This is a genomic window from Nocardia sp. NPDC004654, assembly GCF_040609595.1.
In the GTDB taxonomy this organism is placed as follows: Bacteria; Actinomycetota; Actinomycetes; order Mycobacteriales; family Mycobacteriaceae; genus Nocardia.
Genome location: NZ_JBEXKI010000001.1, coordinates 711,998 through 732,354, shown reverse-complemented (window position 1 = coordinate 732,354; position 20,357 = coordinate 711,998). Strand labels below are relative to the sequence as shown.

At 65.0% G+C, this 20,357-nt stretch carries 21 protein-coding genes; all 21 read right to left on the bottom strand.

The window, feature by feature from the left end; all coding sequences use genetic code 11:
• On the bottom strand, positions 1 to 2,850 hold the full coding sequence (locus ABZV58_RS03285; protein ID WP_354998535.1) for a hypothetical protein: 2,850 nt from the start codon (positions 2,848 to 2,850) through the stop codon (positions 1 to 3).
• Positions 2,851 to 3,210: 360 nt separating this feature from the next.
• Positions 3,211 to 3,510, bottom strand: a complete 300-nt coding sequence (locus tag ABZV58_RS03280; protein ID WP_354998534.1) for a hypothetical protein — start codon at positions 3,508 to 3,510, stop codon at positions 3,211 to 3,213.
• Entirely contained in the window at positions 3,507 to 3,713 is a 207-nt protein-coding gene (locus tag ABZV58_RS03275; protein WP_354998533.1) for a hypothetical protein, read from the bottom strand. Before ABZV58_RS03275 ends, ABZV58_RS03280 begins: the two co-directional genes overlap by 4 nt.
• Before the next feature lie 5 nt (positions 3,714 to 3,718).
• The gene (locus ABZV58_RS03270) at positions 3,719 to 4,492 is read right to left on the bottom strand and encodes an N-acetylmuramoyl-L-alanine amidase (protein ID WP_354998532.1); all 774 of its coding nucleotides are present in this window, start codon (positions 4,490 to 4,492) and stop codon (positions 3,719 to 3,721) included.
• Between the two features lie 395 nt (positions 4,493 to 4,887).
• Positions 4,888 to 5,319 (bottom strand): hypothetical protein, encoded by a 432-nt coding sequence (locus ABZV58_RS03265; protein WP_354998531.1) that lies wholly within the window; start codon positions 5,317 to 5,319, stop codon positions 4,888 to 4,890.
• Positions 5,319 to 5,630, bottom strand: a complete 312-nt coding sequence (locus ABZV58_RS03260; protein ID WP_354998530.1) for a hypothetical protein — start codon at positions 5,628 to 5,630, stop codon at positions 5,319 to 5,321. Before ABZV58_RS03260 ends, ABZV58_RS03265 begins: the two co-directional genes overlap by 1 nt.
• Positions 5,630 to 6,916 (bottom strand): hypothetical protein, encoded by a 1,287-nt coding sequence (locus ABZV58_RS03255; protein WP_354998529.1) that lies wholly within the window; start codon positions 6,914 to 6,916, stop codon positions 5,630 to 5,632. The genes ABZV58_RS03260 and ABZV58_RS03255 overlap by 1 nt, the downstream gene beginning before the upstream one ends.
• 97 nt (positions 6,917 to 7,013) lie before the next feature.
• A complete protein-coding gene (locus tag ABZV58_RS03250; RefSeq protein WP_354998528.1) occupies positions 7,014 to 8,063 on the bottom strand; it encodes a hypothetical protein in 1,050 nt (349 codons plus the stop codon).
• Between the two features lie 2 nt (positions 8,064 to 8,065).
• Positions 8,066 to 9,142, bottom strand: a complete 1,077-nt coding sequence (locus ABZV58_RS03245) for a hypothetical protein (RefSeq protein ID WP_354998527.1) — start codon at positions 9,140 to 9,142, stop codon at positions 8,066 to 8,068.
• 6 nt (positions 9,143 to 9,148) lie between these two features.
• Entirely contained in the window at positions 9,149 to 10,189 is a 1,041-nt protein-coding gene (locus ABZV58_RS03240) for a hypothetical protein (RefSeq protein ID WP_354998526.1), read from the bottom strand.
• Between the two features lie 20 nt (positions 10,190 to 10,209).
• Positions 10,210 to 11,829, bottom strand: coding sequence for a phage tail protein (locus ABZV58_RS03235; protein ID WP_354998525.1), 1,620 nt, complete (start codon positions 11,827 to 11,829; stop codon positions 10,210 to 10,212).
• The gene (locus ABZV58_RS03230) at positions 11,829 to 12,722 is read right to left on the bottom strand and encodes a phage tail protein (RefSeq protein WP_354998524.1); all 894 of its coding nucleotides are present in this window, start codon (positions 12,720 to 12,722) and stop codon (positions 11,829 to 11,831) included. The genes ABZV58_RS03235 and ABZV58_RS03230 overlap by 1 nt, the downstream gene beginning before the upstream one ends.
• Positions 12,719 to 15,100 (bottom strand): hypothetical protein, encoded by a 2,382-nt coding sequence (locus ABZV58_RS03225; RefSeq protein ID WP_354998523.1) that lies wholly within the window; start codon positions 15,098 to 15,100, stop codon positions 12,719 to 12,721. Before ABZV58_RS03225 ends, ABZV58_RS03230 begins: the two co-directional genes overlap by 4 nt.
• A 199-nt stretch (positions 15,101 to 15,299) precedes the next feature.
• A complete protein-coding gene (locus tag ABZV58_RS03220) occupies positions 15,300 to 15,563 on the bottom strand; it encodes a DUF5361 domain-containing protein (protein WP_354998522.1) in 264 nt (87 codons plus the stop codon).
• A 113-nt stretch (positions 15,564 to 15,676) separates the two neighbouring features.
• Entirely contained in the window at positions 15,677 to 15,967 is a 291-nt protein-coding gene (locus ABZV58_RS03215; RefSeq protein WP_354998521.1) for a hypothetical protein, read from the bottom strand.
• A gap of 120 nt (positions 15,968 to 16,087) precedes the next feature.
• On the bottom strand, positions 16,088 to 16,675 hold the full coding sequence (locus ABZV58_RS03210; RefSeq protein ID WP_354998520.1) for a hypothetical protein: 588 nt from the start codon (positions 16,673 to 16,675) through the stop codon (positions 16,088 to 16,090).
• Positions 16,676 to 16,811: 136 nt separating this feature from the next.
• Positions 16,812 to 17,249 (bottom strand): hypothetical protein, encoded by a 438-nt coding sequence (locus tag ABZV58_RS03205; protein ID WP_354998519.1) that lies wholly within the window; start codon positions 17,247 to 17,249, stop codon positions 16,812 to 16,814.
• Entirely contained in the window at positions 17,242 to 17,865 is a 624-nt protein-coding gene (locus ABZV58_RS03200) for a hypothetical protein (protein WP_354998518.1), read from the bottom strand. The genes ABZV58_RS03205 and ABZV58_RS03200 overlap by 8 nt, the downstream gene beginning before the upstream one ends.
• A 561-nt stretch (positions 17,866 to 18,426) precedes the next feature.
• Entirely contained in the window at positions 18,427 to 18,741 is a 315-nt protein-coding gene (locus tag ABZV58_RS03195) for a YrhB domain-containing protein (protein WP_354998517.1), read from the bottom strand.
• A 1-nt stretch (position 18,742) separates the two neighbouring features.
• Positions 18,743 to 19,477, bottom strand: a complete 735-nt coding sequence (locus tag ABZV58_RS03190) for a hypothetical protein (protein WP_354998516.1) — start codon at positions 19,475 to 19,477, stop codon at positions 18,743 to 18,745.
• 414 nt (positions 19,478 to 19,891) lie between these two features.
• Complete coding sequence (locus ABZV58_RS03185) at positions 19,892 to 20,089, bottom strand: hypothetical protein (RefSeq protein WP_354998515.1); 198 nt, start codon at positions 20,087 to 20,089, stop codon at positions 19,892 to 19,894.
• Between the last annotated feature and the right edge of the window lie 268 nt (positions 20,090 to 20,357).

Below are 20,357 nucleotides of genomic sequence, written 5' to 3'. Positions count from 1 at the left end.
TTACTTCTCTCCCTTGCGATAGATCTTACCATTAGAATCTCGAATAGTAATGTTCAAAGTGCGGGCGAGATCGAATACTTCGTCAGGAATTCTGAACATCTGCGGAGGGACCTCGAGATACATACTTCCTCGTAGCCCACGGCCAATTTCCGAGGCATCGAGTGTCGCGCGATTCGAAGGCGTATCTGCGATTCTTGTACCTGGCCTGTAGTGGGTGTGAAATTCTCTCAGATAACTTGCCACTGTCTTGAACTCGACGTATCCGAGTTGCGTATGCTTCCGCGAAACCAGCTCCTGCCCTGGAATGTAGGAGTCGAGCCGCCTGTACTGTTTTCGTGCAGTCGGCGGGCCCACATGTACTTCGTTAGCGCCGCCGCGGCTGATGTAATATGGCCAGCGAATACGATCGAACTCGTTCCCTCTATCCAATATTCTGCGAATCGACAGAGGAATGCCGCGCTTCTTTTTCGACTTATCGGCCGGCACCTTGTTGACCACAGGATTGCGGCCGCCCGAGAGCGTACCTCCGTTACCGGCAGCATTTTGCGCGGCGTTGAATTTTGCCGACAATATATCTGCCAGCGGGGTCTCGCTCGTAGCGAAACCTCTCGGAAAACCGGCGGGCGCCACCACCGGTCGGCGAACCACTCTCTCCACTGCCGCTACCGAATCAATAACAACCTCGATAGAGGCACTTCGCATCATTGCTATGCTGTTTTTTGCGAAGCCTGGAAGCGCACGCAATGGCGCCGTACCGCTGTCGACAGCTCGCTGGACTATCGGCGGGATCTTGTCGATTGCGGCGAAGGTCCGTGCCGGGGTGATTGCGGCCTCCGCACTGCCCGGGACAACAGCCACCCGTCCTGTATCGGCCATGTCGGCAGTAGGACGCGCAGCCGAGGTATTCGGGTCTGGCGGATCGTTGAGCCAACGAGTGAACGAAGAAGAAGTAGGCGGCACGAGCATGTCGGTTGCGCGCCCAGGAGCACTTTTGAGAACCCTGGGGACCTTGGCCGGGGTAACCCAGGAGGCGATGCCGAATGCCGAGCTGCCAAGGGCTGCACCAGGATTGTCCGAGAACCCGCTCCAGTCGGTACCGATGAGGAGTTTGGACTCCTCGTTGGCCACTGCGAGGAAGCTGGGGCGGATGTTGCCGAGTGTCTCCGACAAGCTCTGATTACCTGCGCGGTACATGGTGAGTTCATGCAGAGAGACCAGGTGGAAGTATCGGGTAGCTTGGTAGAAGGACCCCAAACCCTGCTCGAGCCCGGTCAGTACTTCATCCCGAGTGGCTAGGTGCGGGTTGTAGCCGATTGCCTCGCCGACCATGTTGATGTAGCTGTTGGCGCCCGTCAGGCCGCCGATGCCTTCGGCCGCGCCGCCCGCGGCGCGCAAGAAGGCCGTTTTCGCTTCGGCGGCCAGCCAGTCCTCGACGGAGCGGTCGCCGATCCTGTTGTAGCGCTTGACTTCCTGGCCTGTGGCGTCGTACTCGACCACCTCGTAGTCGTCGTAGTACAAACGCATCCCGTTGTTGGGAAGGTAGGTCAGGCGGCCTCGGCGGTCGTCCTGCTCATCGCGGAAAGTGAATTCGAGTTCACCGTTGTTCCCAGGTTTGCCCTGAATCAACAGGCCGTTGGAACGTGAAAGCGAAGCGAGCAGTTGGTTTTCCGGGCCGAAGGTCAACGAGTCCACGATGCGACCGGATGAATCGATGGTGTCGTGCTTTGTGTTGGCGCCCTCCCGGTAGACAAAACTCCGGTGTTGGGTGGCCGGGTCGTACCGTCGCCGCGCGGGGTTACCGTTGTCGTCGACGTACACGTCCCAACGGCGATCGAGTTCGTCTGCCCACCAACCGTGACCGGTGTTGTCGACTCGGCCCACCAGAATGCTGTCGAGGCCTCCGGCGGCGTTCGGCACCGTTCTGGTGAACGTCGTGTTCTGGTAGAGATCGACGTGTTGGTTGTCGTACAGGCCGCGCTCGTTCAGTACGCCGACGTCGGTGCCGAGGTAGTTGCCGTACGAGTCGTAGGACGGCGTATAGACCTGGCTTAGATCCGCTTTCGCCGTGAACTCGCTGCTTGGCGCGCCGGATGTCGAGGCTCCGGGGCGGAAACTCTGAAAGTACCAGTCACCGTCCGCGGTCGGTCTTTCGCCATACGAGGAACTCCCATTGGCGTCGTCGTGCCAGTGCTTCAATCCGCCCAGGTCATTCCGAGCGATTCGCCACCGATCGACCGTGCCGTCGGGGTTCTGAATCTCGAGATCGACCGTGTTTGCACCATTCCCATCGGGGATGGTGTATGTGACGGGGCGGTTGTCGGGCATCGTCCCGGTCCACGAGTCGCCCGGTGCCCGCCCGGTGGTCTCGGGCATGTCCAGCAAGGAGGAACCGGGAGCCGGCGTGGGAGCCGTGGTAGCCGGGGCGACCGGCTTATCAACCTCAGAGGTTGGCGCCGACGGCATACTGGGCGGCGCTGGCTGTTGCCGGTTGCGCTTCTCGTCTGCTCGTTTGCGTTTTTCCTCGAGGATGTCGAGCTTGTGTCGTTCGACGCGTTCGGGAACGGTGGTTTCCGTCTCGTGATTGATGAATTCGACCGACGGATGGCCGATCGGAGCAGCGGGAACTGGTAAGTCGGTTCTGATGGTCTCCGCGGAAAGCATCATGTCTCTGGCGGCATCGATTCGCTCCAGCTTCCGTGCGGCGCTGGATGGGGTCATCCCATGAAAATCGAAGACCTTTGGATTCGCGGCAGTATCGGATAGCCCGGCCATTGGGTAGGGAGTGACTTGCGTGAACCAGGTTGTACGGCGGCTGACCCATGAAAGATCGGTTTCTACAGTGGGACTCACCACGATGACACCTCACAGATTTCGAGATCGCGTTCGAGCGCAGGATGGGCTGCTGCCCCGGCTGGTCGTTGCTCACTCACCGCAAAGGGGCGAGCGCAACGTAATAAGAGGTCCATGCCCGCCGACTGACATGTCCTGGCGGGGGAATCGCCGGAATAGCGCCGCGCGCGGCAGAGTCCGAGCGATCGTTGGCAGCTGTCACGGGACTGCCGAGAATGAAGGTCTTCCGAGCTTCGTTCGAAAACCAGGGCCGGTCAGGGCGTCGGACTGAACGACTGTCCGCCTGCTACACCACGATTCGAATGTGGGATAGAGGTGCGCACATGATGTCGACGCAGATGCGTAGGATGCAGGACCTTGTCAGATTTCTTCCTGCAAGGATTCAGGAACCTTGTACCGCGCCTCCGGCGGCTCCTGGCCCGGGACATGAAGACGCAGGAATCCACGCAGTTCATCGATGTGCTGTTGAAGGGCACGGATCAGGCGGATCGCGTCGCGGAAGCGCCGTTTGTCGTCCAGCGCTTGGTTTTCCAGTGTTTCGACGCGGGCGCGCAGTTTCGTGACCTCGCGCGCCTGCCAGGCCGTCACGGCGCCGATGACGGAAGCCAGCGCCACACCAGCCGCTTGCACGAGCTCGGGGCTCAGCCACGGCGCGGTCATTCGTCGCTCGCTGTCCGATCGGCGATCGGTGTGACCGCGGGACGGATGAGGAGACCGGCGAGCACCGGTGTGAAGAGGCCGTAGATGATGAGCACGGATTCGATCCAGGCGGTGTCGATTTCGCGTCCGAGGAAGAACGCGACGAGGCCTGTGATGGCGACGAGCACCGAACGGACGAGTGCGGGTTCGGGAAGTCTGCTCATCCGCATTACTGTGTACCTTCCCGCGCCGACAGCAGCTGATCGAGCTTGAGCTCCAGCGCCTTCAAGCGCTGCTCTGTGCGGTAATCCGAGGCGTCGGAATTCAACACATATCCGGCCAACGTGTCGCGGTAGGCCGAATCGGCGACCCGCGACTGGAATCCGTAGGTCAGTTCGTGGTGCACGCGACGTAGCTTGTCCAGCAGCTCCCGCTGCTCGAGGTCGGAAAGTGCCATCAGCACACCGCCTTTCAATCGTTCCGCGACATCCGCGCGGAATCTGTCCATATCCATGGCACCGGGGTCCCACTTGCCCTGCTTCGGCCCGGCCCATTCCTTGTGGCCGATCACCCGGTCGGCGCCGTGCCCGAGCTGGCGCAGGATGGCCGAACAGCAGCCGACGTAGGCGTCGTACTGCTCTCGCGACCAACCCTCGGTGCCGTTGTTCGCCGCTTCGATGCCGATCGTGTGGAAATTCGCGTTGTCCTCCGGTAGACCAGGCCACCGGCCGCGCCCCGCGTGCCAGGCCACGCCGACGGCCACTACCGTCACGGTCCCGTCCTTCGCCAGGTGCAGCTGCGACAGCGGTCCAGCCAAATGTGGGAAGCCATAGGCGATTTCGGAGGCCGGGGTGTTCGATCCGCCGGTGTGGTGGGCGATGATGCCCCAGATCTCGCCGAAATCCCCGTGCCCGCGCTCGCGCCAGCCGGGAAACTCGACCACGCGAAGGCCCTCCGCCCGGAGGACTTCGGCGAGCCATACCGGATCACCGGTCCAAGACATGACTGCTCTGCCTTTCCTGAAACGAAATACCGCCCCGGACGAGAACTTCGCCGGGGCGGCATCACCTGCTATTCGCCCGAGGGCGAGTTGGGCGGGAAGCTGTCGCTATCCCTCGATGCTGGTCCACTCCGAGTTGGGGAGGACAACGATGCAAGCAATTTTCGTCATGAACAACTCTCATGATCAGGGCAGGTGAAGAAGCTCCCTGCCGTACTCACCACCGCGCTGTTGCGCGAGGGACTTCGTCGGCGCACCCGTTTCACCGCAATGGCGGCGCCGGGCGGGCCGTGCCAGCGTCGAAAAATTGATGTCCACGCCGACGGAGACGACACCGAATGACGACCCGCTTGCGGGCGGTGGCGTCGCCTGACGCCGCCGTGGACACGAGGGGCGCGTCAGATGATGCGCACGTAGGTGCCCGCGCCAGCGGTGATGCTGGCCTGCCAACCGGAGAAGGTGATGTCGTGTGTGGTCTCGACCGTCACCGGATCGTCCGCCGTGACGGCCACTGACGCGCTCACGGTCATCGTTCCCGCCGTCCCGGTGACGACCGGCCCCGTCGCCACCACGACGTTGTTGACCAGCAGTCGTGCTTGGTGGTTACCGCTCGTGCCGGCGCCCGAGAACGGCAGCACGGCCGAAATCGTCGCGACGGCACTGCCTTGTGCGCGCAAACCGTTGCCGGAGACCGTCGAACCCGGATAGGCCGGATCCGCCGTCCATCCGGCGACGACGTTCCACTGGCTGGGGGCGCCCATACCCCCCGCCCCGCTCTTCGTCATGGAGGAGGGCGCGAATCCGCTGGCGTTGACGACCAAATGCGGCATCAGTCACTCACCTCCACGAACTCCGATCCGATAGCGCCATCGGTCGCGTCAGTCGACTCCTCGCCCTGCTGCGGCTCGGTCGGCTGCTCGAATTCAGTGGGCTGCTCGGGCTCGGGCTCCGGCTCCGGCTCCGGCTCCGGCTCCGGCTCCGGCTCCGGCTCCGGCTCCGGCTCGGAAGGCTGCTCCGGCACCATCGCACCCGGGTACCCCGACTCCACCGTCGCCCACTCAGGCGTTCCCCCCGGCGGCGGACCCGACGGCTCCTCCTGGGGCGGCACGAAAAACGGCCCACCCAACTGCAACCCGGGCATCACAACGTCACCCCTTTGAGCGACGCTTGCAGCCCGCGCCCTGCGGGATTGTCCGCCGTGGTGATGTGCACCGTGAGCCGGTCTCCCGCGGCGAAGTTCCAATCACCCGTCACGGTGGTGTCGAGCGCATGGTTGGCCGCCGCGACGGTGGCGGTGGTTCCGCTGACCGCCGAGCCGTTCTTCCGCAGCTCGACCACCAGGTTGCCGGTGCCGGCGGTCTCGCCGCGGTAGGTCACCGCCGTGATCTTGATCGGTCGCTCGATCCGCAGCCCCTCCGGCATCGTGTTGCCCGCACCCACGACGCGCAGGCCGCTGTGCGATTTGAAGGCGATGTCGTAGGCCTGGCCCGCCGCCGTCGGGGTGCGGGCGTCGGACAACCGAGGATCGGTGTTCGCGACAGCCGCGAGCGCGGTGCGCGCGGCAGCGGCGTCGGCAGCGGTCAGCACCGAACGTCCCAGCGCCGACGAATCGGAGATCTGGTTCGCCGGGTGGGTGTGGGAAGTGGGCGTGCGCGCGTTGGTCAGACGCGGGTCGTCCCCCGCCACAGCGGTAATCGCGGTGTCACCGATGGTCGGCGGGAAGGTGGCCGGTTTCCCGGTGATACCCGACCATTGCGTAGTTCCGGCGGGCCCGCGGATGACCACGCCCTGACCATTCGGCGTCCACCCGCCCGCGGCGGCGTGGTAGACGTAGAGCAGACCGTCGGCCTGCACCACGTACTGGGCACCCTCGGCGGGCGACACGGGCAACTGCGCGTAAGTCGCGGCTTGGCCGTCGATCTGGATTCCCGCACCCCTAGGGCCCACGACGACGGCATTACCCGCGGAGCCCGGAACCGGCGAGACCAGCGTCAGGTCGACCAAACCGGTCGAGTCGACGTCCGGATTCTCCGCGTTCGGGCCCGGAACATATTCGGGGACAGTGAAACTGAACGACTCCATCGGCACCCGCTCGCCGTCGTAGGACAGCTCGAAGGACACCCGCCAGGTCCACGCGGCAGGATTGGTGTCGGCGTTCGGTGCCACCAGGCGCACGCCGCGCTTGCCACGCCAGGTCAGATAGCCGAATTCGTCGAGGGGGCATTCGTAGTGCTTCGGCAACTGCACGTAGGTGGCCGGTGCGGGAACGGCCTGCGCTACCAGGACTTTCGGCGCGTCGGCGGTGAATGTGACGGTGCCGGTCAGCGGCAGGAATTCGGGATGGTCGCCCAGGTCGGGCCCGTCGATGACGTTGGCGAGGAAACGCCCGACGACCTTGCCGTACTTCAAAGGGGGCAGATCAGCCATGGATCAATGCCTTTCGGACATGGGGCAGCCCAACGGCATGCCAGATCGGAGAAGTACCGACGGCGCGTGCGCCGGCAAACGAGAGGGCGCGAAAGCCTCAGAGCGGCTGCGCCTGCACCATGAGGTGCGAGTAATTCGAGCGAACCGTGTAGGTTCCCCCGCCGACCACCCGCCGAACCGCCACGTAGAGAGTGACGGTCTGATTCGCGGACACCACGGCGGCGGTAGCTCCGGGCTGCATCGGGTATTCGTACACCGCGTTCAACGTCACGTAGGCCAGTGCGCTGATGGAATGTCCCCAGCCGTAGCCGACGAGTTCACCGGTGTCGGGCTGGCCGATCCTGACCTCCACATCGCAGCGCGTGCCGTTCTGCGCGCTGACGATCACGGCGCCTTCGACGATCGGCCGCCATGCCGCCGGTTGCGCCGGAACGGTGATGGCCGCAACGACTTTGGAAGCTTCGCTGATATTGGAGATGTCGGCGAATTGCTTCTCACCGATGATCCAGGAGCCGCCGAGACGCGGGTTCGGCGCGGGCCGAAACTTCTGTGCCGCCGCGTCCCAGCGCAGCACGAAGCCCTCACCGAGCGAGTCCTCTCCATCGATCGAGACATCCCAAGCGTCCTGGATGCGTCCCGCGGCGCCGGGGTCGCCCACATCACCCGCCGTTCCGCGCGGAAAGGTGATTTCCAGCTGTTGGTTCGGCGCGCTGCCGGTGATCTGCGCTGCCGCGGACGATCCGGGCGCTCCCGCAACGGCCGTTGCGGTGAGCTGGTTGGCCGTACCCCGCTTTCCCGCTCTGCCGAACGCGTTGTCGAAGGCGATGAATTCGAGGCCGGTCCAGAAGTAGATGGCATTTTCGGCGATGACACGCCATGCCTTACGTGCGTCAGCGGTCGTCAGGCCGAGTGCGGTCAGCGCCGCAACGTCGGCGACGTCACCTTCCCACTGCCACGGCCACGCTGCGGCACCCTCCGGACCGATCGGTCCCGCGGGCCCCTCGCGCAGCTCGATCAGCGCTTCGCGATCGACCAGCTCTAGCGAATTCACGGTGTACGGCAGCCCCACCGAGTCGGCGACACCGTGCATGGTGATCGCGACATCGTCGTCGAAGACGGTCTGCGCGTCGTTCGTCTGATTTTCCATGGTCACAGCGCCCCCGCGGGTCGAGCCATGCACACGATCCGAGCGCGCGACATGGAGTAGTCGTAATTGGCACTGCCCGCGTTGCGGCTCAGCACCACGTACAGCGTCACCGGCTGGCCCGCGGGCACCACGCCGACCGTGCTGTCCGGCGTGAGGCCGCGCGTCGCGTAGAACGGCTGGAATCGGTTGTACGTGTCCGCGCCGGTCACCATGCCCGCGCCGAGGGCGACGATCGGTCCGTCGGCGGCGCCGATGCGCACTTCCGCGTCGACGCGGGTGGTGAATTGATCCGCGGCCTCAGTGGTGCCGACAACGACTCCCCCCGTGAGGATCGGCCGCCAAGCCGTGTCCTGGGCTGGAATATTGAGCTGCGCAACGGTTTTGGTCGGCGACGAAATGTTCAGCTGCGAAGGAACGAAGCCCGCGCCGCCATCCCACGCCTGACCCTCCACAATGGACCAAGGTCCGCGCAATCCCGGGTACGGGCGCGGTTTCCACTTCCCGATCGTGTCGTCCCACACCGGAACCACACGATCGGTATGGACGCCATCGACATAGTCGGGGGCGTTTCGTATCGGCCCGGGCCCACCGCGCTCGCCCTTGCGCCCCTTCACTCCTCGCGGAACCGTCAGGTTGAGCGTCAATTGGGGCGGCGCGCCGACGACGGTGACCTGGAGTTCGGAACCGACGGGGCCGGTATCGACCGTGCCGATACTGACGGTGCACGTTTCACCATCGGGCCCGGACGCACCGAACGCTTCCGTGAACGTGTCGAAACTCGTACCGTTCCAGTACACAAGTGCGTCGGACGCGAGAACCCGCCACGCCTTACCCGCGTGTGCCGTGGTCAATTTGGCCGTCAAAGCCGTCAGCGCCGCGTGGTCGGCGATGTCGCCTTCCCAACGAAACGGCCGAGCGGCGTCTCCCGCTTCTCCCTGCGGGCCAGGGCTTCCGGTCATCAGCTCGAGCGAGCCGTCGTTCGGGGTGCCGTGCATCGACTGCACCACACCGGGTTTCCCGATGCCCTCGTCGATACCGCGGATCGCGGTCGACGCGAAATAGTCTCCTACGGTGGACATGTCACCTCATTCGATGGGTCGGGCGAACACGACCAGCGATGCTCGCGTGTTCTTGAAGCCGATGTTGCCGGTACCGTTTCCGGTTCGCTCAACCGCGACGACGAAGTTGGCCGGTTGCCCCGCGGGCACGATGGCGAAATCCGAGGTAGGGCCCATCGCCTTCGTCGTACTTCCGTCGCGATAGCAAGGCAGGATCGGCATGTACATCCAGCCGCCGGAGCCGGCCGCGCCGGTCCCGACGATCTGACCTTGGGCGTGGTGCAGTCGCACCACGATCTCGGCGCCTTGTGAGCCGGTGTTGGGGGAATAGGAGTAGCCGTGCCCGTACACGACGGGCCGCCATTCGAACGGCTGCGCCGGAACCGTGAACGTACCGGCCTCGATCCGGCTGGTCGCCGCCACGTGTTCGGCGACGAAATCCTCCTGATACCAGGACCATGGCCCGGTACCGAGCGGCGCAGGCACCGGGCGGAACTTCCGACCCGCCCGGTGGTACGCGAAGACCGCTCCGCGGCCGGGCACCGACGTCGAGTCGTAGTCCGGCGATTCGGTGATTGTGCCCGAGACACCAGGGGGCCCCTTCGGGCCGCGTTCGCCTGCCGGAACGGTGACGTCGAGCCGCTGCTCGGCCCCCTGGCCGGTGAATTCGGCGGCCGGCACGGTCCGGCTCTCGTTGTGCTCGGCCGGACCGACGGTAATCGCGTTCGCTACGGCGACCGGACCGCGCGGGCCGACCGCGTCCGGCGAATGCCGCCATCCGGCGCCGGTCCACACGTCCATCCCGTTGTCGTCGAGCCGGTGCCACCACTTGCCTCGGTCGTCGGCGCCGAGACCAGCGGGCCGGGCGGCCACGTCGGCGATCTCGCCCATCTTGCGAAAGGTGGAGCGCGGTCGGCCCCGCGGCCCGGGCTCGCCCTTGGGGCCTGGCGGCAGCGGAAGTGCGGCCACGTCGTCGGTGAGCTCGGTCTGTGCGGTCAGAATGGGCAGACCGTCGACGTCGGTCTCCCGACGTACGGTGATGTGGGCGGGAAAACTGATGTCCGCCATGGATTCTCCTGTTCGAAGGCTCAGAAGATGAGCAGGTCGAGATCGGCGCCGACGTCGGTGGCGAGATCCTTGATGGCGGCGGCGACACGGCCGAGGCGCTGCCAGGCCTTGATCGTCGAGTCCTCTTCGTCGGAACCGTCGCCTACCACGATCTGCCATTTCGCGGAGGTCTCACGGTCGTCGACGAAGGTCAACTCTGTGACGTAGTCGGTGAAGATGTGCTTGCCGAGCACGAAACCGATCTGGTCACCCAACTCGAAGTCGGTGCCGAGGATGTACGGCGCGTTGTCCTCGACGGTGACGCGCTTGCTGGTGTAGCCCCGGGTGAGGTGCAGGCCTTGCAGACCCGCGACGAGGCCGTCCAGCGTGAAGGCCTTGTCACTGCCGGTGATGTACAGCTCGCGGAAGGCATACGGTCCCGCGCGTTCGACGCGCCGCATGTCCCGATAGACCATCCAGGCCAGGAAGACGTCGTTGAGCTGGCCGCGGTACAGCCAGTCCAGGCCGAACAACCCCAGCAGGCCCTTGATCGCGATCTCGATGCCCGCGTTCACCCAGCCGGGGGACCTGCCGCCGATGATGACGTCGGTGGCGGTCGGCTTGTGCAACGCGACTTCCGAAGGTCCGATCCCCGAGTATTCACCCTCGAAGTACCACACCCACGGGAAGTTTTTGGTCGTGCCGAGCCTACCCCGATGTCCGTAGACGGCCTGGTACTCGGTGGTGGAGTCGAACACGGGGTAGCGGATCGGCGTGGTGCCGTCGTCGGTGAATTCCTCGATCCACGAGATGATTCCGTCCATCAACTTGCCCGTCGGGCCGGTGACGCCCGACTTGTCGACCGTCTCCAGCACCACCGTCGGCCGTTCCAGATAGAACCAGTCCGGGGCGGGCTGCTCGTCCTCACCCGGGAGAAAGAACCGAGCCGTCAGATTGACGCCGGAGTCCTCCAGGATCGGTCCGAACAACTTGTCCGCCATGTCGAACCGGGCCGACGCGGCATTCCAGCGGCTGGTGTCGGTCAACGGATCGACCGGGACGACCGCGATCGGGAACAGCGAATTGCCTACACCCGCCCAGTTCGGGTCGTCCGCCGTGCCCGGCGGCGCCCAACCGGGCGCTTGCAGGCGCATCAGGTTGGTGGTGAGGTAGGTCGTGATGAGGCTGCGTGCCGGTCCGAACAGGATGTGATGGCGCGGGAACTGCGCGAGGATCGGCGCGAACGGGCTGGCCCAGCAGCAGATCGTGGCTATGTGGTTCCAGCAGTGGATGGCCTCGATGTCGACCGTCTCCACACCGTGCTCGTCGCGCACGATCGACGCCTTGGTGATGTAACCGTCCCAGCGAAAACCTCTGGTGTTCACGGTGATCGGGATGGTCGCGTCTTCGCCGTCTTCGTTGTTGAACAGGTGGTCGAAGTGCACCATGTCGCGCGGGCAGATCATCTTCAGTCCGCCCGCGGCATTGCGGGGATAGGTGAATTCGAGCGAGAGATAGCTGTGTTCCTCGCCGACCTCGCGCATGAACTTGTCCCAATAACGAACCAGCACAGCCGGATTGCGCCACTGCTCCTGTTCGTCGCGGTGCGCCGCGTCCATCCGGCGCGATTCGGCGAGCGGATCCCATGTCGGTGTACTCATCAGAACGGCCTGGAGGATCGGGGGGTAACCGCGACAACCAAGCTGGACTGGGTGTTGCCACCGTCCACCTTGACTCTGATGTCGGTGGTGCTCCACGGCGGCAGCTCCGCCAACCAGCGCCGTCCGGCGAGCTGACCCCACACATTGACTCCTGCGCTGTCACCGGCGGTGTAGATGCGCGCGGTGCGTCGGCGCGGATGCGTGTCGATGCGCAAGGTCGTATTGGCGGCGAGGGTCGGCGTCTGCACCATGCGCGTCACGTCGCCGTCCACGGGGTCGAGAATCGACCAGCGACCAGGACCGTTCATCGTGTATCGCGGCCAGGCAGGTTGATCGGCGGCATTGCGCGCTCGCACGACGCCTTCCCCGAATCCGGTGCTGTTGGTCCATATCGATGTTTCGTCGAAGTGGCGCTCCAGCGGGTCCATCGCGACCGCGGACATCTTGTAGACGGCGAACGCATTGCGCGCCGGGTCCACGTCACCGATCGCCTCCGGCGCGGCATCGAGCTGCGCGTGCTGGAACCGCCAGCCTTGATGCCTGGTGAAGTACCCGACCGTCACCGGTTTGTCGGTGGACCACCCCCGGAACCACGCGTCGTGGACCGCGTGGAAGTCCCGGACCGGGTGCGCCGCAGCGTGTTTGCCCACGCCGGCGACCACGACCAGGAAGTCCCATTCCTTCTTCGATCGCACCGAACGCAGGAACGTCGCGCCATCCTGCCGGGCGCCCTCGGACACCAGCAGCTGGGTGGGCGCGAACATGAAACCGGCCTGAGTGGACAGCCGGACGCCTTCGCGCCCGGCGTTCACACCGGACAGGTGCCACACCCGGCCGTTGACGTCCCAGACGACCACCTTCGTGTCGTGGACGTTCAAGAGTTGGTGGGTCATCGTCCGAGCCCTCCTCCGCGTTGCTGCGCCAGCGTGCGGCGCCGACGAACCCGTTCCACCGCGATGGCGGCGCTCTTCGGGTCCATGCCGTTGAAGTTGTAGATGTCGCCCTTGGCGGTGCGTCCGCCCGGGCCTTTGGCCAGGTCGACAAGGCCGAAACCGCTGCCGAGCACCTCTTTTGCCGTTCCGGCTGCCAAGCCGATGACCTGTTCGACGGGTTTGAGCACCGTCTCGGCGCCCATCTGCCCGAGGGCGGAGCCGAGCATCCCCCCGATGGCGGTGCCCACCCCGGGCGCCACCGCGGTACCGATCGCGGCGCCGATCTGGCTGCCGACGCTCGAGGCGGCACCGGTGAGTCCGCCCTTGATGGCGCCGAAGATGCCACCCTGCGCCCCACCGCTGATGGCGCCGCTGAGGGCGTCGAGTCCGACCTTGTCCTGGTTGAGGACGAAGGGATTCTGCTGGTTGGAGTTGCCCGGACTCTGCTGTTCGGCGAGCGCGCCGTACAGGGTCTGGTCGAGGTCTCCACCGAGCTGGCCCTCCAACGCGGCCGCCCACTGACCCGTCGGGTCCAGCACGGGCGCCAGCGCGGCGGCGACGCTGCCGAGCCACGAGCCCGCCGCGCCACCGACCTCCGATCCCAGGATCGCCGGGCCACCGGATGCGCCGAGGGCAGGCGCGAGCGCCTCGCCGATGCCACTGCCGAGCCGGGCGCCTGCCACGGTGCCGAGACTGGTGAGATCGCCTGGTGTGGCGGTGAACTCGGACGATTTCAATGCCAACGAACTGAGGCCGGGTGTACCGGTGGACGGTTGGTTCTGCGCTGGGTTGCCCTGGTGCGCGGGATTGCCCTGTTGGGCGGAATCGCTCTGCAGGGCAGTGAGGAAGTTCTCCAGCGGAATCCCACCGCTGCTGCCGTCGCCGTCCCAGATCACCCGCCAGCCGGATCCGGAACTTTGTTCGCCGGAGCCGTTTTCGTTGACGATCGTATTCGGCTGTGCTGCAGCGGGGTTCGAGCGGACGAGGTTCTGTTGCTGACCGCTCGGCCGCTCGATGACGGTTCCCGGCTCGGGGCCCGCGCTGTACTCGGGCGACTGTGTCGCACCGACCTCACCTCGCAGCGTCATCGCCGCGGACAGGCTGCCGCCGAACTTCGAACCGACCATGCGGCCGAGCTCGGCGCCGATCTGCGGTGCAAGCACACCGGCCGGACCGAGGGCGGGCGCGATCGCGGCGCCGAGCGCCGCGCCGACCTCGCCGCCCGCTTCGCTCGCGGCGTCGACCATGCCGGTACCGAGCGCTTCGGAAAGGCCGCCGAGCAGGTCGAATTCGTTACGAAGACCGCCGGTGCCGGAGCCGCCGAAGAGACGGGCCAGCGGACCCGATGCGCCGAGGAAACCGGCCGGGTCGATGCTGAGCGCCGCCATGAGCGGATTCGGACCGCCTGTGCTGTCCGGCTGGGTGCCGAAGAGCTCGGTCTGGGCGGGACCGGGCGTGCCGAGCAGCGAACTCAGCACACCACCCGGCCCGAACATCGGTGCCACAGCGGAACCCACTGCGGCACCGGCCCGTCCGCCCGCGTCCATGGCGGCGTTCGCGATGCCGTTCAGCGCGTCCGCGGCCAACCCGAAGACGCCCATGTCCTGCCATCGGGAATCGCCTGCCGGCTTGCTCGGCGTCGCGAGGCCACCGGCGAGCAGGTCTCGCCACCGTTGTGTGTCGGACGCGGCATCGCCGACCAACCCGCCCGAGGCGAAGCCGGGCAGCATTCCGGCGAGAAAGGCGGGCGATGGCACCCAACCCGCGTTGATCGCCTCGAGCAGCGGCAGCGCGTTCGCCGTCGCCGCCGCGTTGACCACGTATTCACCATCGGAGAGCCGCGCCAGGATCGCATCGTCGCGCGGGCCGCCCGGCCCGGCGACCCGGCCGCCGTTGGCCCGCCGGATCGGCTCCGGGAGATCGGCGTCCGCGTCGTCGCGAAGCCGCGCGGTCTCCGGATCGTCCGTTCCGCTACGAGAACCCTTGCGGCGATTGTCCGCAGGGTTACGGAAGGTCGCCTTCGACGACACCCTGACGACTCTGGTCTCCCTGACTACGTCGTTCTCGTCGCCGTTCGGCGGCGCGACCGCGGCGACCCACTGTTCGAACAGCTTGGGCACGCTACCGAACGCCGCGGCGAACGCGTGCGCCACGGCGTCGATCCTGGTGGGGTCGCCCACGATCGCGTTCGCACGGTCGCCGCGACCGGAATCCACCAGGACCGCGCCTCGGCCGGGCAAGGTGATGGTCGAGGTGCCCTCGATCCGCCCTCCCTCCCAGACCGCACCGCTGGGCAGCGTGACTCGCTGCCCCGGCTTGGGCTGTCCGTTGGTCGTCATCGCAAGAATGTCCGGTAGCGCCATGACCGCGGGTCGACGGTCGGACCGAGGAGCGGCGGCATGCGCCGCTCGGCGATCCGAGTCGGTCCTGGCCCGCAAACCGGAGCTCATATGTTTCTCCACAATTCACATCCACTTTCTCGGCCGCTCCCGATCACGACCACCCGCGCGACACCGGAGATTCCGCTCGCACAGCTCGCTACTCGGACCAATCGAGGAATCGGTTCATCTGGTCGATGCCGACCGCCGTGCCGACGCGCTCCCGGTTGGACTTCACACCGGGTCGCTGAATCGGCTCCGGTCTACCGCGACCCTGTTGCGCGTCTTCGGATTTCGACCAGACCAGCCAGCGCAGCGAGTCGGCCACGTCGGCGAGCAGATGCTGGTTCAGTTGCCAGCGATGGTGATCCGGGTACATCGTGCGGAACAGGGCCGAGTCGATCGGCAGACATTTGACAATCACCTTGAGATCGCGCCAGCTCAGCTGTTCGGTGCCGAGTTGGCGCAGCCGCAGCCCAAGGGAGATGAGGTCGAATTCGAGAGCCTCGCTATGTTCTTCGGCGAGAACATCGAGGCTCAGGATTCCCCCAGGTTCACTCCCGAATGGGTGCGCCAGGCTTCGAGCAGCGCGTGGTATTCGTCCGGGTCCATGTCATCGATGGCGGCGAGCGCCTCGGCGGGCAGCGTCAGCTCCAGCAGCGTGTACATGGCGTCGACGTCGCCGAGCCTGCGGATGCGCCGGATGAGACCCGGCTTCAGGTAGGACAGCGACGGCAGTCGCACCTCGATATCGTTCACCCGGTGGACGAATTCGTCCTTCACGGTGAACGGCTTGGTGATCGTGATGGGGGCTTTCGGGGAAGTCATTGGTTCGCAGACCCTTTCGGAAACAAAGGAATTCGGTGCGCAGGCGGAGGAGAAGAAAGGGCCCAGCGGCGGCGGGCGGGCCTGCGCATAGGTTGGAAACCCGCCGCCGCTGGGGGCTTATCAGGCGCTGAAGACGCCGTCGTCGAGGTAGCGGTACGCCTTGACGCCCGCGTCGTCCTTGAACGCTTCGACGGTGATGGTGAAGCCGGCCAGCTCGGTCGAGACGAACTTCTTCTCGGTGACCTGCGAGATCTTGGCGTTCGGCAGGACGATGCGCAGCTTCTTGGTGTCGTTCTTCATGTCGAAGACCCACGAGCGGTGCGGCAGCACCGAGCCGGTCTCCTTGATCTTGTACAGGTTGCCCGCGGTCGGGGTCGCGGCGGTCGGGGTGATGTTCTCCTGGCCGAAGATCTCACGCAGGACGTCCTGGTCCCACACCGCGTACAGGGTCAGACCGAAACGCACCGAGTGCTCGGTCTGCAGCTGGGCGATGATGTCGGCGTTCCAGTCCTTCACGGACTCGACCTTGCGCTCACCCTGCGACTCGATGCCGTCTTCGGAGACGTAGCCGAGCGCCTTGAACGCGGCATTGGGGGCGTCGGAGGCGCCGGTGGGCAGCGCGGTGCCCGTCGGAGCGACCAGGACACCGCCGGTGACGGCGATGTTCGGAGTACCGGCGCCGATCAGCTTGCTGGAGGGCAGAGCCATTTTCGTTTTCTCCCTTGGGATTTGCGCAGGCCCTCGGGATCGTTTTATTCAGTTGTGACTCCGTTGATTTCGGGAGTCAGGCGAGGACTTCGCCTCGCACGTACGGGTCGGCAGTGTTGTTGCCGAGGATCGTCGCTCAGGCGACGACGGTGCCGCGGACGTAGAAGTCCGCGGTGATCGTGTACCGCAGCACCGCGGTCGTGGGCTCGGTGTCGTTCTCGACGCCGACGTCCTCGATGCGGTCGCACCACACGGTGCCGAGATAGCCGGGCGACGCAGCCGTCAGGATTGAGCGCACCAGGCCGGCCAGCCCGGCGGCCGCGCCGGAATCGTCGGTGCATTCCAGGACCACACGGGGACGATCGATGATCAGGTACGACCCTCGAAATCCCTCCCGGTCCTCCCGATCCATCCGACCCTTCCGGTCGTCACGGGCCACCCGTACCATCCGGGCGGGCCTCGGTTCGGGCACCTTGGTCACGACCTGTGCAGAGTCGGACGCTGCGGCGAGTTGCGATGTCAGATACCCGACAAGCGTTGCCTCGATGTCGGGGAACACGATTCGTTCACTCATCGTGTTGCTGCCTTTCCTCTCGTCGGCGGACCTCGTCGATCCGCGCACGCAGCGCCTCGACGATGCCCGCGTAGGCTTCGGTTCTGGTGGCGGCCGCGAAGGCGAGGCCTCGCGGATGGGTCGCGGTCCAGGTGCCGTCGTCCTGATGCCGTACCTCGATCTGTTGGAAGTCGTAGAACTCCTCGACATCCGGTGTCGGCCACTGACCGTTCTCGTCCTTGGTTATGTGGATACCGATGTCGAACGCACCCGGTTGGCCGCCAGGCGTTGGCGCCCAACGGACCTCCTCCAGCTCCGGATGCATACGGACGCCGCGCTGTACGAGATACTCCGCGACGCGCGTCGCCTGCTTGATGCTGGTCACCGTAGGCTCCGCCCGCTTGCGGCCGACCTCGTCGTGCCACTCCGGCAAGTGGATCACCGACAGTTCCTCGGCCAGCGCCCGCACTTGCGGATCGAGCTCGGCCGTTTGCGATTCGTTCAGCTTGCCGGACAGGGCCTGCTGAACGAAGGCGAGGAACTCCGGCGTGACCAGTTGGCCGGTTTCGGACTTCGTGTATCGCGGCGGCTGATGATTGCCGAACCGGATCGATTCGACGATTTCCTTGTCAGACATGAATATTCGGTCACCGACCTTGTGTTGGATTCGGATAGAGGAGTCATCGACCTGTCACGTGAGCCCATGCGATCGACAGCGGTGGTTGCGCCCATTGGCGTGAGAGTCGTTGTCCGACAGAGCCGAGAAGCGACCCAGTAATGTTTGAAGCCCCGAATCCATGAGTGGATCGGGGCTTCATCTCTGGGTGTGATCGAAGCTCGGATGCGAACCTCGCTTCGATCTGGGCGCAGCTGTGGCGCTGCAAAAAGCTTCACCCAACGATCATCGTTTGTCAATATCAAGATCACCGCTGCGCGAAAGTCGCTGGTAGGCAGCGTAATAGGGTGTACAACACCTTGGCAGCTCACGAGGTCTGTGATCCTTCCGCCCCACTCGCGACCAGCCACTCCACCTGGGACTCGAGCGGCGAAATCGTCTCCACATGAGTAACGCCGGGACCCGCGCCAACTCATCCATCGACGGCAACGGATTGTCGGCCAACGACGTCGTCGCACCCTCGAAACCCGCCCCCGCGCAATCCACCAAACCGTTGCGGCAGACTCTGCCCTGCCAGAGGCATCAATGACCGCGTGCTCGAAGATTTCGCCAGCGCTGCAGCTCTTCGGACACGCTTCTGGCGGTTCCAAGTAGGAACGGATCACTACCATCCTTCGGGACCGCAATCGGACCCATCAGAATTTGATCGAAGATGCTTCCGGAAAGGATGTACTGCACGCTATTCCAGTTGAATATCCAAACATCTTCATGATCTTCGCTCTCCGGCACACCGTACTCTCCATCGAAAAACGACAGAGGGACCCCCGCGTCTTCTTCAAGACTCGACAGCAGATCTACCGCCTTGGTCCGCGCCGACTGCAGATCGCATCTTTCCATATCAAGCCGTCCTCAATATATGAAGTTTGCCGTCTACTTCAAGTCGGGCGAATCCTCCGGGTTCGAAGTGCTGGCCGTAGAGCTCGGCCTGCGCGTTCTCCTTACTGCCGTAGAACGCGCGGCACCCAGAGCGTCCACGCTCCAGCGCTGCCTGCCGCCACGGCCGTTCGCGGTGACCCGTGAACGCGTGAAGCGGACTGCTGATGCACGGGGCAGGTTTGTCCGGGCGCCGCCTGAGCTGCGCCGAGTCGGCACAGACGGCCGAATTGCGCGGTATTTTAGGCGAGATACCGGCGACGTATTCCGGCATCGAATAATCTGCGCTTCCGCGTTTCACCCAGCATTCAACGAGGGCTTTTGCGCGCCAAAATATATTGTCGTTCTCGAGGTCGATGTCGCACTCTTCGATATCGACAACCATCCGCCGCAGCACTTTTGCCCACTCGTCTACAAATATTTCCGCATCAATGGTTACATCACCGCGATCAGCAAGAAGAGATTCATAGCCACCTCGAGTATTGTGCCACAATGCGCTTATATCCACAACGTCCCCCTTCCGAACAATTCTCCAATCGACCAGGAAGGTATCGGAGCCCCAGGAAACGTCGAGCGAAGATAGCCGCAGCACGAGCACTCTCGAGGTAAGGAGGTAGGTCCCGAATCTCGGCAAATAATTCAACCACATCGGGCGACGGTTGCCGCCACGCTGGGCCCAGCCACATTCATTGCCGCCCAATCAGTAAAAGATATGGTCTGCAGCCGAGGGGTCCGAGGCCGCGCCAGGCGAATTGGAGCTGAATACTTATGACGGTCAGGGTGGGGCGTCGATGCGGGTCACAGAATCGAGCTGCTCATCATCGGCGTTCAGTTGTGGCGTGATCGCCTGCAACCAGGCGGTGCGGTCCTCAGTCTTGGAAAGTACCTGGTAGACAGCAGTAGGACGCACCACAGTGATACCTCACAGAATCTCGATCGATGAAATGTTCCAGCGTGGCCCATCTGTCGGATCAGAAGTCGGGGAAGGGCCGGATCAGGGGGACGAGGTGGCAGGCCAGTTCGGCGGTGGGGCGGGCGCCCCGCGGCTCGGACCGTCTTCGACCGCGATTGCGTTGCGGGAGAGAGGATCCGGGCGGGTACGGGTTGGTATCGGTCAGCGGGTGCGCGAGGAGTCGGGGACGATGCGTCCTTCGGCTATCAGGGCATGCAGCGCTTGGTCCTTGCGGCCGCAGTAGTCGGTGGCGCATTCGCGGTGGACGCGCATGATCTGGTGCGCCAGGTCGACGGTCGGTGTCGTCGGAAGTGCGTTGTGTGCGTTCAGTTCCAGCAGTTCGCGCATGGCGTCGTCCATGGCTGCCTCCTGATCTGGCCGGTTGCGGTCGGCGGGACGAGTGCCCCACCCCCGGCCTGGAGGGGCACGCCGGGGGTGGGGCGGAGGCCCGAACGTCGGCGCTCGTCTGCGACCGCGCACCGGGGTGACGGGAGACGGGCGACGCGTTCGGGCTTATGCGGCAAGCTCTGCCCCGCTTGTCAATCGACATCGAAGGGGTTTCGGGGGCGTGCCGCATGTTCGGGGACCCGGAATAGCTCCGGTACGACTGTGGCCCTGACGTCCGGGT

What these genes read in the sequence shown, in the direction of transcription:
- ABZV58_RS03255 (WP_354998529.1), bottom strand. Translation starts at nt 6,916, where the DNA reads ATGGCTGATCTGCCCCCTTTGAAGTACGGCAAGGTCGTCGGGCGTTTC.
- ABZV58_RS03240 (WP_354998526.1), bottom strand. Translation starts at nt 10,189, where the DNA reads ATGGCGGACATCAGTTTTCCCGCCCACATCACCGTACGTCGGGAGACC.
- ABZV58_RS03280 (WP_354998534.1), bottom strand. Translation starts at nt 3,510, where the DNA reads ATGACCGCGCCGTGGCTGAGCCCCGAGCTCGTGCAAGCGGCTGGTGTG.
- ABZV58_RS03235 (WP_354998525.1), bottom strand. Translation starts at nt 11,829, where the DNA reads ATGAGTACACCGACATGGGATCCGCTCGCCGAATCGCGCCGGATGGAC.
- ABZV58_RS03210 (WP_354998520.1), bottom strand. Translation starts at nt 16,675, where the DNA reads ATGGCTCTGCCCTCCAGCAAGCTGATCGGCGCCGGTACTCCGAACATC.
- ABZV58_RS03205 (WP_354998519.1), bottom strand. Translation starts at nt 17,249, where the DNA reads ATGAGTGAACGAATCGTGTTCCCCGACATCGAGGCAACGCTTGTCGGG.
- ABZV58_RS03200 (WP_354998518.1), bottom strand. Translation starts at nt 17,865, where the DNA reads ATGTCTGACAAGGAAATCGTCGAATCGATCCGGTTCGGCAATCATCAG.
- ABZV58_RS03260 (WP_354998530.1), bottom strand. Translation starts at nt 5,630, where the DNA reads ATGCCCGGGTTGCAGTTGGGTGGGCCGTTTTTCGTGCCGCCCCAGGAG.
- ABZV58_RS03250 (WP_354998528.1), bottom strand. Translation starts at nt 8,063, where the DNA reads ATGGAAAATCAGACGAACGACGCGCAGACCGTCTTCGACGACGATGTC.
- ABZV58_RS03225 (WP_354998523.1), bottom strand. Translation starts at nt 15,100, where the DNA reads ATGACGACCAACGGACAGCCCAAGCCGGGGCAGCGAGTCACGCTGCCC.
- ABZV58_RS03185 (WP_354998515.1), bottom strand. Translation starts at nt 20,089, where the DNA reads ATGGACGACGCCATGCGCGAACTGCTGGAACTGAACGCACACAACGCA.
- ABZV58_RS03265 (WP_354998531.1), bottom strand. Translation starts at nt 5,319, where the DNA reads ATGCCGCATTTGGTCGTCAACGCCAGCGGATTCGCGCCCTCCTCCATG.
- ABZV58_RS03215 (WP_354998521.1), bottom strand. Translation starts at nt 15,967, where the DNA reads ATGACTTCCCCGAAAGCCCCCATCACGATCACCAAGCCGTTCACCGTG.
- ABZV58_RS03230 (WP_354998524.1), bottom strand. Translation starts at nt 12,722, where the DNA reads ATGACCCACCAACTCTTGAACGTCCACGACACGAAGGTGGTCGTCTGG.
- ABZV58_RS03275 (WP_354998533.1), bottom strand. Translation starts at nt 3,713, where the DNA reads ATGAGCAGACTTCCCGAACCCGCACTCGTCCGTTCGGTGCTCGTCGCC.
- ABZV58_RS03245 (WP_354998527.1), bottom strand. Translation starts at nt 9,142, where the DNA reads ATGTCCACCGTAGGAGACTATTTCGCGTCGACCGCGATCCGCGGTATC.
- ABZV58_RS03195 (WP_354998517.1), bottom strand. Translation starts at nt 18,741, where the DNA reads ATGGAAAGATGCGATCTGCAGTCGGCGCGGACCAAGGCGGTAGATCTG.
- ABZV58_RS03270 (WP_354998532.1), bottom strand. Translation starts at nt 4,492, where the DNA reads ATGTCTTGGACCGGTGATCCGGTATGGCTCGCCGAAGTCCTCCGGGCG.